11 protein-coding genes and 2 pseudogenes are annotated in these 11,155 nt (G+C 45.7%); 1 reads left to right on the forward strand and 12 read right to left on the reverse strand.

From position 1 onward, the window contains the following. On the reverse strand, positions 1–846 hold an 846-nt coding region (locus tag QUA58_RS28515; RefSeq protein ID WP_333397474.1), incomplete at its 3' end, for a hypothetical protein. Between the two features lie 41 nt (positions 847–887). Continuing rightward, on the reverse strand, positions 888–1,271 hold the full coding sequence (locus QUA58_RS28520; protein ID WP_333397477.1) for a hypothetical protein: 384 nt from the start codon (positions 1,269–1,271) through the stop codon (positions 888–890). A 232-nt stretch (positions 1,272–1,503) separates the two neighbouring features. On the opposite strand from QUA58_RS28520, the gene QUA58_RS28525 reads away from it, so the two are divergent. After that, the gene (locus QUA58_RS28525; RefSeq protein ID WP_333397478.1) at positions 1,504–2,013 is read left to right on the forward strand and encodes a hypothetical protein; all 510 of its coding nucleotides are present in this window, start codon (positions 1,504–1,506) and stop codon (positions 2,011–2,013) included. Positions 2,014–2,080: 67 nt separating this feature from the next. On the opposite strand, the pseudogene QUA58_RS28530 reads toward QUA58_RS28525, so the two are convergent. The 10 genes and pseudogenes from QUA58_RS28530 to QUA58_RS28575 all read right to left on the reverse strand — a co-directional run. Further along, positions 2,081–2,309 (reverse strand): annotated as a pseudogene (locus QUA58_RS28530) (ISKra4-like element ISMiva1 family transposase); the annotation flags it as partial. A 214-nt stretch (positions 2,310–2,523) separates the two neighbouring features. Beyond that, positions 2,524–3,982, reverse strand: a pseudogene (gene tnpC / locus QUA58_RS28535) (IS66 family transposase). Positions 3,983–4,018: 36 nt separating this feature from the next. Continuing rightward, positions 4,019–4,441, reverse strand: a complete 423-nt coding sequence (locus tag QUA58_RS28540; protein ID WP_333397480.1) for a VOC family protein — start codon at positions 4,439–4,441, stop codon at positions 4,019–4,021. Between the two features lie 98 nt (positions 4,442–4,539). Next, a complete protein-coding gene (locus tag QUA58_RS28545) occupies positions 4,540–4,953 on the reverse strand; it encodes a VOC family protein (protein ID WP_333397483.1) in 414 nt (137 codons plus the stop codon). Positions 4,954–5,041: 88 nt separating this feature from the next. After that, positions 5,042–5,473, reverse strand: a complete 432-nt coding sequence (locus QUA58_RS28550; protein WP_333397486.1) for a YciI family protein — start codon at positions 5,471–5,473, stop codon at positions 5,042–5,044. 37 nt (positions 5,474–5,510) lie between these two features. Then, positions 5,511–5,963, reverse strand: coding sequence for a nuclear transport factor 2 family protein (locus QUA58_RS28555; RefSeq protein WP_333397487.1), 453 nt, complete (start codon positions 5,961–5,963; stop codon positions 5,511–5,513). Between the two features lie 175 nt (positions 5,964–6,138). Beyond that, a complete protein-coding gene (locus QUA58_RS28560; protein WP_333127503.1) occupies positions 6,139–6,498 on the reverse strand; it encodes a YciI family protein in 360 nt (119 codons plus the stop codon). A gap of 229 nt (positions 6,499–6,727) precedes the next feature. After that, complete coding sequence (locus QUA58_RS28565; protein WP_333397489.1) at positions 6,728–7,972, reverse strand: RNA polymerase sigma factor; 1,245 nt, start codon at positions 7,970–7,972, stop codon at positions 6,728–6,730. A gap of 25 nt (positions 7,973–7,997) precedes the next feature. After that, positions 7,998–8,537 (reverse strand): GNAT family N-acetyltransferase, encoded by a 540-nt coding sequence (locus QUA58_RS28570; RefSeq protein ID WP_333397490.1) that lies wholly within the window; start codon positions 8,535–8,537, stop codon positions 7,998–8,000. A gap of 52 nt (positions 8,538–8,589) precedes the next feature. After that, positions 8,590–10,461, reverse strand: coding sequence for a serine/threonine-protein kinase (locus QUA58_RS28575; RefSeq protein ID WP_333397493.1), 1,872 nt, complete (start codon positions 10,459–10,461; stop codon positions 8,590–8,592). Between the last annotated feature and the right edge of the window lie 694 nt (positions 10,462–11,155).

Raw genomic sequence — 11,155 nt, forward strand, 5'->3', positions numbered from 1 at the left:
GCTACCCAAGTCCACGGCATCACTAACCCTTGCCTCAAGATTTCCTTCAATTATATTGTCAACTACTTGATCGTGAGGCTGACTTGGGAGACTACTAAAAGAGCTACCCAAGTCCACGGCATCACTAACCCTTGCCTCAAGATTTCCTTCAATTATATTGTCAACTACTTGATCGTGAGACTGACTTGGGAGACTACTATCGCCACCTCCACCACCAGGAGGAGGAGATGGTGTAGAAAGGAAATCATTACCAAGTCTAGAAATTATTCTGAGAGATTGTCCTAAGTTATTTGACTTAGTGGGATCGAAACTAGGTAGATAGGGTTCTCGATTTATTGGCAATCGTTCTGGGTCATCTGGCTCAGTTAGGTAACTAGGTGGATCAGGTTCTCGACCTGGTTTATATAACTCGTCATTGGATTTCAGATCCTCAATGACTTTCTGGTAGTGCACTGCTGTGACCCCAACCCCAGTAGCACCAGCAACACCAGTTCCACCAAGAATAAACCAGCCGAGACGATTTTTCAGTTTCTTATACTTGTTATCAGAAGATAGTAGCCTATTAAATTCTTGTAAGCTTAGTGTACTTAGTTTATTAAAAATTAACAATAACTCGTCAGAAGAAAGTGGCAAAAGTCCGCTCTTTTCACATTCAATAACTACTTGAAGTATCAAAGATTTCTTAACTTGTGGATCAGCATTAAGAGGGAGGAGGCCAGCAATGCTCTCTACAAAATTTTCGACTAACTCATCGTTAACATTAAAGTTATTAGTGACGATTTGTCTAGTAATTACTTGGTTAATTTGATGATTTGTATTTTGGTCTTGCTGATTAAAGTTTGTCATGAATTTGCAATAACTAGCTGTTATAGAGTTGTCCCTAGTTTCTACACATTGATCACCGTGCAAGCTTTCAGATTATAAAACAATTGCTGAACTAATTCAATAGCCTTTACAATACCAGCAACAATTCCACCTACTTCAGCGATATTTTTTAGAAAATCTTTAGCCTGAATGAGATGTTCTACAATTGTATTCTTGTTTGGCTCAGGCTTTTTAGACTGGTCAACAGCTTTCTGAATTTGATATTGAACATCTGTAACAATCTCCGCATCAATAACTTGAGCATTTCCAGCTTTTGTTATCTCAGAATTGAGATTCTCTAGCTCGTTAACAAGGTGTGCTTGATTTTGAACTGTTGCAAAATTGATATCTCCAGCATCATTGTATTGGTAGTTTACTTTCTGACTGCGCTGATCGAACACCGACATAATTTTTCTCCCGATCGCTCTCGGTTGAGAAGCGGAATTAAGTTCGCAGCGACTTGCTCTAGCGAAGATGCTTTTTACCTCTTCCGTATCATAGACCGATCGCCCAAAACTGAAAAGAGAAAAAAGACGGAAAAAGACGGGTCTTTATAAAATGTGGATGCAAGGCGGAAAAAGACGGAAAAAGACGGAAAAAGTCTGGTATACTAACTGTAGTTCTCCGACACTCCTACTGATGGACACTGCCCCTATCTTGCAATTTGTAGATGAAGTGATCAGCGCGAAGACAGGCAAACCTCTCAATGACTTGCAGCGTAAAATTATAGAGGGAATACTTAAGCGACAAAAGTATTCTGATATTGCAGATACTTACGGTTGTACGGCAGGTCATGCTAAGGATGTAGGTTACAAGCTTTTGCAAATGTTATCTGATGTTTTTGGTGAACAAATTGATAAAGGTAATATTGCATCTGTTCTAGAACGTCAATTAAATCTGAATATCAATTTGGGCGATCGCAACACTACTAATTTTTGGGATAGCAACACAATTAATTATATCAATGGTTGCTCAGAATTACCCACTTCTACCCCATATAAAAGTCAGCCTGCGACTCCTGACTACCAGGATGGCCCTAATCAAGTTAAAATTGAAATGGTTGGTAAATTACGACAGTTGGGATTAAAGGATGAGCAAATTGCAGAGGTGTTAGGGTTAGCCTTGGAGGTCGTGAAGCAGATGGATTGAAAAAAATGAGTTTATTAAAAGTGTAGTAAGGGTTCATCAGCTCAATTGTTTTACGAGAACCGCTGTTGAGGAAGGCGACTACGGATTTTACTTTTCGGATTCTTCCTGTTTTAATTCCTGATACTGTTGAAAAAAAAGCTACCTAGTTCTGGACTCACTTTTTTAACGTTTTTTGACGTAGAGATTTCTCGATACTTTCAGGCATTTGAGAGAGCGGCTGAATCTGTATTTCTGTAAAGAATTTCTGCTGCCCCTTTTAAGTATGCTTTTAGCTGCTGTTTATCTTCGGGTATCATTTTCTTGATCTCATCCTTTTTTTACAGTTTTACTAGATTTTTCATTTTAGCCATTTTTTCAGGGATTTGCCAAACTGAGATGCACCCTTTGTGGATTTTTGGATATTCGATCGCTCTTCTCAATGCAATCACTAACTTTGACCAATTGAGAAGAGCTTTGTATTGTTTTCAGAAAGCAGATAGAAAATGCCTAACCTTGATTTACTGTAAGGATTCAGGTCTTTGATTGGGGAATAAGAGAAGGCATGAAAAAGTTACAAGAATGGGCAGATATAGCATCACGGAAAAAAGCCATTGCGCTTTTACCCTGAAACCGACAAGTCTGAATCACAGATAACAAATCAGCAGTTTGTTCAAACCGAGACATTGACCGGGAGCCCCCAGATACCTTACGCTTCGTCACGGCTAATCGGAGAGAACGTTCTGCCAAATTATTATCAGGAGGAATGGAAGGATGGTCTAAAAAGTACCACCATTGATGTGCTTTCTCACGCAACGAGCGCAATAACAGTCCAGCAGCATGACCAACATGACCTTGCCAAGTATTTAACAATTCTGCCAACCTGGTCTTAAAGTCCCTCGCCCAAGTCTGATAATCAAGCTCTTCAGGGTGTTCCCGCCATTTTCGATGTTGTCGAAATGCCTCATCAATTAATTCCAAGAACGCAGAGGCGACGACTGTATTGTTACCGTAACTAAGAAGCAGAACTTTCTTAAAATGTCGCCGTAGATGGGCTAAACATTTTTGTTGCGCTCCCACAATCACACCGTTGTAGACGCTAAAATCATCAGAGCTCAACACTCCAGCAAATTCATGCCCCAGCATCGTCTCTAATTCGGCTCTACTCCGAGTATCCGCAGCATGAAACAGGCAAAAATCTTGACCCGTAGCTGTCCACAACCATTCTTTGACTCCCTTGACACACCAAGGGGTTTCATCGACATGGACGGAAAGCTTGTAATGGTGCCCATTTCCATAAGGCTTCAACGGCAGACTTTACAGCATCGGCTACCCGCGCATTTGTCGCTTGTAATGTCCCTATCCCTATTTCGATTCCACCTAGTTCGCGCAGGAACTCTTGTTGCTTTTCGTAGGATATGTGCCCATAATTACCTAGCCATACCAATAATGCTTGTAGATCGATGCTTAAGTCAAGTCAAGGAACTATCCCGGATGCTGGTGAGCCCATCACCATTGCTCCACATTCTAGGCATTGACATTTGACTCGTTGATATTCCACCACTTCAATTGGTAAGGCTGCTAAACACGCTACTTGCTGCTTGCTATAACCAATCGCATCACTTAATTCTCTGCTACCACAATGCTCACAAGAGTCAGGAGTGCTGATTTGATATCTATCTACTCGCCCAAATCCTTTTCGGGTTTTACCGATATGTCCCCGCTGTCCTCCTGGTTTTGGCTTTGGCTCTTTTTCTGATTCTTTGGAGTTATCAACTTTGGCGAGCTCTGATTTCTGTATGAGATCGCTTGATGGGGGTTTCGATGATGTTTTGCTATTGCTGGGCTGTCTCTCTTTGAGCTTTTCGAGCTCTTGTTGTAATTTTTCAATCAGCTTCTGTTGGGTTAGCACAATTTTGACCAGCTCCTCACGGCTCAACTGGTCAACTATTTCTAATTTTAGTGCTGCTGATAACTCTGGCTTTTCGCTCATCTGACTACATTACCATATTTTTCCGCTCTCAATAAACTATTTTTTACCTGAATCCTTACGATTTACTGCGCTGGGTTCCATGAACATAGTTTCCCAAATGTGGCCATCTAAATCCTGAAAGCCATTACTATACATAAATCCGTAGTCTTGCGGTTCATTGTAGGTCGTTCCGCCAGCAGCAACTGCGTTGCGAATCATTTTATCCACTTCTTCTCGGCTTTCGGAAGACAAGCACACCAGCACTTCTGTACTCTTGGTGGCATCGCAAATTGGGTTGGGTGTAAATTCCTTGAACTTGGCTTCTGTCAAAAGCATGACGAAGATGTCTTCGCTCACAACCATACAAGTGGCAGTTTCGTCAGTAAACTGGGCGTTAAAACTGAATCCAAGTTTAGTAAAAAATTCGACAGACCGATCGAGATTTTTGACGGGTAAATTCACGAAAATTTTAGTAGCCATGTTTTCTCCTTTTTAACTTCGATCGCAAGGTGAAACATTAACGATTTTTCGCTAATGTTGGAATTGAAGGGTAACGGTTGTGACCCAACTTGAAAGGGTTAGGTAGCTGGCTGGACATTAATCATCCACGGTGTGCCAAATCGATCGACAAGCATTCCAAAACGGGTAGACCAGAAGGTCTCTTGGAATGGCATCTTTACCGTTCCGTTTTCTGCCAATTTTTGAAAGATCCGCTCCGCTTCGACCAGATCGTCAAATTGAAGATTCACAGAGAATCCCTGCGGTTTTTTAAAGCCATCGGGTGGAGTGTCAGAACCCATCAATAACATTCCACCAACAGTTAAGTTGGCGTGCATGATTCGATCGCGCTGTTCGGAGGGAATTTCCTCAGACATCGGCGCATCCCCATAGGTCATCATGTCGCCGATTTTGCCACCTAAACACTGTTCGTAGAATTTAAATGCAGCTTTGCATTCACCGTCAAAAAAGAGATAAGTATTCGATTGCATCATGTACTCCTTTGGTTAATAGTCGATCGAGCAATCCATTCATGGGAAATGATATGGCTGCCGGACGAAAAGTTAGGCAGTATTTATGCCCTCAAGAACGCTGGAGTTGTTCTGCCTGCGCCCGAATGCGTTCTTCCTGTTCCCTGAGTTCGGGCGTCAAGGATTCGCCGAAGTCCTCTGCTGCAAAGATCGGGCGAATTTCGATCGCGGATTCTCCTGGCATGGGGTTGGGGCAGCGTTTGACCCAGGCGATCGCTTCGTCCATCGACTGCACTTGCCAGATCCAGAATCCGGCAATCAGCTCTTTTGTCTCTGTGAACGGCCCGTCAATCACGCTGCGATTTGTGCCTGAAAACGTCACCCGCGCTCCTTTTGAGCTGGGATGTAGCCCTTCGCCAGCGAGCATAATTCCCGCCTTGACCAATGCTTCGTTGTACTGCCCCATTTCCGTCAGAAGCTGTTCGCTGGGCATGACGCCTGCCTCTGAGTCTTCGGTAGCTTTGACTAGAACCATGACTTTCATCGGGAAATCTCCTTTTGTTTATGGTTGTTGAGGTGGGCTAAGGTGCGATCGAGAAAACGGCTTTAGACGTTTCTGGATCGAAGGGGACAGAGCAATGCTCATGCACAATCTGCCATCTGCCCTGTTTCCGCTGGCACGCAGAGGTGATCCGCATCCACATCTGCCCCCCTGGGTGATCTTTTGGCATCCCTGTGAAGTGAAAAAGCCAGTGCGCGATCGCCAAATCACCGCTCACGGTGAGGCTGAGGTCTCGCATCTCAATCCCGAAGGAGTCCGGGAAGCAAGGCAGGCACGCCTCCCACGTCCGTCGAAATTCATCTGCACCTTTGGTTTGGAACGGCGGTATTGCATCGAAAATAATCACATCTTGGGCGTAGTGCGCCATGATGCGATCGAGGTCTTTGGCGCAGATGCCACTGGCCGTATCTGCGATGATTTGTCGAATCTGGGCTTCGTCTTGTGTTTTGGTGGTTTCGGTTGTCACAGTCATTGTGGTATCTCCTTATTGATGTCGATTGGTTTTCCGGGCGCAGATTGAAAACTGCTAACCCTTGCTCTACCATCTAGTCGAATAGATGTGCGCGCGATCGACAAGTTGAACATTTTTTCTGGAAAAGTTTGTCAGTGCGGATGTGGAAGTCTGCGTTGAGCGGTATTGACGGCAACTACTGGTCTGATGGCAAGCCCGACAGTTCCACGATCGGGCGAATTTCAACCGTACCTTTACTGGCGCTTGGTATGCGTGCTGCGATCGCGATCGCTTCGTCAAGATCCTTGGCATCGATCAGAAAGTAGCCGCCGAGTTGTTCGCGCGTCTCCGCAAACGGTCCATCGGTGACAAGTTTTTTGCCGTCACGCACTCGAATACTGGTTGCTGTGGCGATCGAGTGTAGCGGCGAAGCACCCAAATATTGATTGTTCGCTTGCAGTTCTTGGGTTAGCTGCAAAGACTTGGCGTAGCATTGCTGCAGCTCGCTTTCAGTCCAGGCATTTTCGTCGCTGTAAATCAGCAATATGTATTTCATCGTTACCTCCAAAATTGGATGGGCGTAAAGTCGAATCAAGCTGCCAACAAATATCAGCGCAATTTTCAGTTTTTTGAATCACAGTCAACAGTCAACAGTCAACAGTCAACAGTCAACAGTCAACAATCAACAATCACGGACGGTGCAACCGGAATCGATATGAGATAGTCGCCTTCATTTAGTAGTCGTTCGGCGAGGCTGCAAATCGACAGCGCAGCAAAAAATTTTTTCAGCCTAACTCGCGAAGGCGTTTTTCGAGAAAACGACGCTCTGGTTCCTGTTTCACGATCGCCAGCGCCTTTTGGTAGGATTCTCTGGCATCAGCCGTTCTGCCCAGCCGCCGACACAAATCGGCTCGCGCGGAGTGTGCCAGATGGTAGTCTGCCAAATCGCCACGCGCTAATATTTGGTTGATCGATTGCAGTCCCGCTAAGGGGCCATCGCGCATTGCCACTGCCACAGCCCGATTTAAGGCAACAACCGGCGACGGCTCTAATTGCACGAGCAGGTCGTATAAGCCCACAATCTGCGCCCAGTCCGTTGCAGCAGGACTCTGGGCCTCTGAATGCACGGCTGAGATCGCAGCCTGAAGCGTGTACGAACCAAACCGTCCTGATGATAGCGATTGCTGCACCAGTAACCTGCCTTCAGAAATTTGTGCTTGATTCCAGAGCGATCGATCTTGGTCTTCTAGAAGTATGAGGTCGCCTGTGGAGGAAGTGCGTGCGGTGCGCCGCGATTCTTGCAGCAGCATCAGCGCCAGGAGTCCAATCACCTCGGAGTCTGGCAACAGTTCCATTACCAGCCGTCCCAAACGGATCGCTTCGTCAGCGAGATCGGCCCGCGTCAGCGAGCTGCCAGATGAGGCCGCGTACCCTTCGTTAAACACTAGGTAGATCGTTTGAAGCACGGTGTCCAATCGATCGGGCAAATCGGTTTTCGACGGCACTTGATAAGGAATGCGTGCGTGGCGGATCTTCGCCTTGGCCCGCACGATCCGCTGCGCCAACGTGGGGGGAGCAATCAGGAAGGCGCTGGCAATTTCCTCGGTACTGAGTCCGCAGACTTCCCGCAGCGTCAACGCCACCTGAGCTTCTGGCGACAGGGCCGGATGACAGCAAGTAAAAATCAAGCGCAGGCGATCGTCCTCAACGTCCTCGTCATCCTTGATTGTGGTGTCACTCGGATCGAGTTGTTGAGCGAGTTCTGCCAAGTGCGTATCAAAGCGGGCGCGACGGCGGATGGTGTCGATCGCTTTAAAGCGACCCACTGAAACAAGCCACGATCGCGGGTTAGCAGGAATGCCGTCACGGGGCCATTGCGCTAGGGCCAGAGCGAAGGCTTCGTGCATCGCCTCTTGGGCGCGATCGAAGTCACCGAGCAAGCGGATCAGGGTGGCTAAAACGCGACGCGACTCGGATCGGTACACAGCTTCCACCTGCTGACGGATTTGATTGGCTGCTGTCTCATTCATAAACCGTTCACAAAAAAAACATATATTATCGGCCGTGCCGCAGAGTACGATGCTCCCATTGCGCCCGTGCAATCCGCCAATGAACCTCGCTCCAACCGCGATCGGACATCCATGATGAGCCTGGGCGGGTAGCAACCACCTCTGCTCCTATCCACTCGGCCAACCGAGCGATCCGGGTATTTGCACTCACAGTAGACCCGGAGATGGCCTTCAGATCGAGTTCCGTGAACCCAAAGTCGAGCAGCGCACGCCCCACCTCGATCGCGTAGGCATATCGCCCCCAATAGTCTGGTGCCAGTTCAAGACCAAATTCCATCTCGCCAGTTTCAGACAATCTTCCCCGCAGTCCACAGCAACCGACAAGCGCGTAAGGTTCCTGTCGTTGTACGATCGCCAGTTGGTAATTGAGTCGAGGGCGATCGCCAGCCCAGGCCTGAAACATCTCGAATAGACGTGCGGCACGATCGGGACTAGAGCGATCGGGTTCGTAAAATGTCTGGTGGCGCGGATCGGCTTGATAGTCCAAGAATGGCGATCGATCGGAATCTACAAAGTCACGCAGCATAAATCTTTTGGTTACAATCTTTATCATGACTTACAACTTTAATTATGGGCAATTAAACAAACATCATATTCTGCCAAATCTTAATAGTTTTGTCACTGCTGCCGCTAGCCAAAAACTCTCCTTCGGGGCTAAAATTAACCGAATAGACAGAGTTAGTATGACCCGCAATATTATAAAGTTCTTGACCATTTTTGACCCGCCAAATCTTGATAGTTTGATTGCTGCTGCTGGCAATTACTTCGCCATCGGGACTAAACGCGATCGAATCTACATACCAAGAATGACCTGCAATTGTTAAAACTTCCTGCCAATCTTTGATCCACCAAATTTTGATAGTATTGTCGTGACTGCCGCTTGCTAGAAACTCTCCATTGGGACTAAAAGCTACACAACGCACGCAGTCTGTATGACCAGTCAGCGTGCGAATTAGCTTGCCATCTTTGACTCGCCAAATCTTAATGGTTCTGTCCCAACTGCTGCTAGCCACAGTTTCTCCGTCTGGACTGAATGCGACGCAGTAAACTAAGTTAATGTGGCCGCTAAATGTGCGGATTTCTTGCCCGTCTTTCACCCGCCAAAGTTTGATTGTTTTGTCCCAACTGCTGCTAGCCACAGTTTCGCCGTCTGGACTGAAAGTTAATCCATAAACTGAGTTGCTGTGACCTGCAAGCGTGCGGATTTCTTGCCCGTCTTTCATCCGCCAAAGTTTGATTGTTTTGTCGTGGCTGCTGCTGGCAAGTGTCTTTCCGTCGGGGCTGAAAACTACTGTATGAACTGAGTTGGCGTGTCCTGCGAGAGTTACTATTTCTTGCCCGTCTTGTACTTGCCAAAGCTTGATTGTTTTGTCATCGCTGCCGCTGGCTACAACTTCTCCGTTAGGACTAAAAGCTACAGACGAAATTAAGTTTTTGTGTCCGGTTAAGGTGTGAATACATTGCCAGTTATGAGTTGGATGGGGGGGCGGATTGGGATTGGATGCAGGTTTGACTGCTTTGGTAATTGTTTGAGGAATGGTGAGTTTACTAGATGCTTCTGGATTCAGTTGGGTTAAGACTTCAACAGCCGTTTGATAGCGACGGTTCGTAGCATTTTCAATCAGTTGGTCTAAGATTTTGCCGAGTTCTTCACTCACCGGGTTGTTTGCCAAATATTGCCGCCAAATCCAGGCATCTTCGCCCGGATCGAACAGGTCAAATGGCGAAACTTGAGTTAGCAAATAAAGGCAAGTTACGCCTAAACTGTACAAATCGCTGGTAAAAAATGCTTTGCCTCTGGCTTGTTCGGGGGCGATGTATTCGGGGCTGCCGATGCTGGTTCCTGTTTTGAGTAAAGCCGTACCTGTGGCAATTTTTGCTGCGCCAAAGTCTACTAAAACTAATTGTTTGTCGGCGCGGCGGATAATGTTTCCGGGTTTGATGTCTCGGTGAATAACGTTGTGGGAATGGATGAAGTGAAGTACGGGTAATAAGTTGTTGAGTAAGTCTTGAATTTGAGTTTGTGTAAACGTGCCTTCTGTTGCTACAATTTGTGCTAGGTTTTGTCCGTCGATAAATTCTTGGACTACATATTGTCGGTTATCTTGGATGGAATAGGCTAAGAGTTCGGGGATTTGAGGATGTTTCCCTAATTCATCCAATCGCATTGCTTCTTGTTCAAAAAGTTCGGCTGCTTTTTTGCTGTTGCGATTGCTGGCTGATGGGATGAGTTGGGTTTCTGGGGGTAAGAATTGTTTGATGACGCAGCGGGGTTTTGATGGTTTGTCTTCGTCAACGGCGAGTAATGTTCTGCCAAAACCTCCTTGTCCGATCGCCTTTATGGCCCGATATCTGTCGCGCAACAGCAGTTTTGACCGGCAATTTCGGCAAATTTTGGCTGTATCCGGGTTTTCGGGCTTGGAACAGTTGGGGTTTAAACAGTAACTCATTCGATTTTAGATTTTAAATTTCTGCTTGTATTTTTTTTTTGAATGTTTGCACCACGCAATAAATATTATACCTCTTCTCACACTTTAGAAAATTTATATATAGGAGTTACGAAGAAAGTGGTTTTATCTGCGAATTATAGGGGTAAGGTGTGCAGGGCTGTACATCCTACATATAAGCTGTTGTGCATTGACAATACTCCTAACAGTTTTTTGATGGGAATGCGATGCCTACGGCAAGCTTCGGTAACGCGGTACAGCACAGAAACGACAAAAATGAGTGAAACCCGAGATAAAAAAATCGAATAAAATGTACTCTTTTAGGTTAAACCAAACAAACACATACGCTTAACAGATTGCCTAATGAATATTATTGTTTAATCAATCTTACAAGAAATGTCGGGAATTAGTCAACCCCAAGAAAAGTTTTTATGAATTTTATTTTCAACGTTTTTACTTCTAACAAGGTAAAGCTAACTTCCCCAATTTCAGTCGTTATAGCTGTTTGAGTGAAAAAATCGGCGTTGCTGATTTACGGTATAAACAGCTAAAGAGAAAAATCATAAAAACCGATATCCACAAAGCTTTGGGATTTAAAAATATTTTTTTAAGATCCTAATTAGGGCTTGCTGAATAAGTTCGAAAAAATCGCGTAGGCGAAGCCAGCCGCAGGCATCGCACTTGATGGGCAATTCAA

Source organism: Microcoleus sp. N9_A1, from assembly GCF_036701795.1.
GTDB lineage: Bacteria > Cyanobacteriota > Cyanobacteriia > Cyanobacteriales > Microcoleaceae > Microcoleus.

Excerpts from the sequence above, each read along its gene's own strand:
- QUA58_RS28520 (WP_333397477.1), bottom strand. The coding sequence starts at position 1,271 with ATGTCGGTGTTCGATCAGCGCAGTCAGAAAGTAAACTACCAATACAAT.
- QUA58_RS28525 (WP_333397478.1), top strand. The coding sequence starts at position 1,504 with ATGGACACTGCCCCTATCTTGCAATTTGTAGATGAAGTGATCAGCGCG.
- QUA58_RS28540 (WP_333397480.1), bottom strand. The coding sequence starts at position 4,441 with ATGGCTACTAAAATTTTCGTGAATTTACCCGTCAAAAATCTCGATCGG.
- QUA58_RS28545 (WP_333397483.1), bottom strand. The coding sequence starts at position 4,953 with ATGATGCAATCGAATACTTATCTCTTTTTTGACGGTGAATGCAAAGCT.
- QUA58_RS28550 (WP_333397486.1), bottom strand. The coding sequence starts at position 5,473 with ATGAAAGTCATGGTTCTAGTCAAAGCTACCGAAGACTCAGAGGCAGGC.
- QUA58_RS28555 (WP_333397487.1), bottom strand. The coding sequence starts at position 5,963 with ATGACTGTGACAACCGAAACCACCAAAACACAAGACGAAGCCCAGATT.
- QUA58_RS28560 (WP_333127503.1), bottom strand. The coding sequence starts at position 6,498 with ATGAAATACATATTGCTGATTTACAGCGACGAAAATGCCTGGACTGAA.
- QUA58_RS28565 (WP_333397489.1), bottom strand. The coding sequence starts at position 7,972 with ATGAATGAGACAGCAGCCAATCAAATCCGTCAGCAGGTGGAAGCTGTG.
- QUA58_RS28570 (WP_333397490.1), bottom strand. The coding sequence starts at position 8,537 with ATGCTGCGTGACTTTGTAGATTCCGATCGATCGCCATTCTTGGACTAT.
- QUA58_RS28575 (WP_333397493.1), bottom strand. The coding sequence starts at position 10,461 with ATGAGTTACTGTTTAAACCCCAACTGTTCCAAGCCCGAAAACCCGGAT.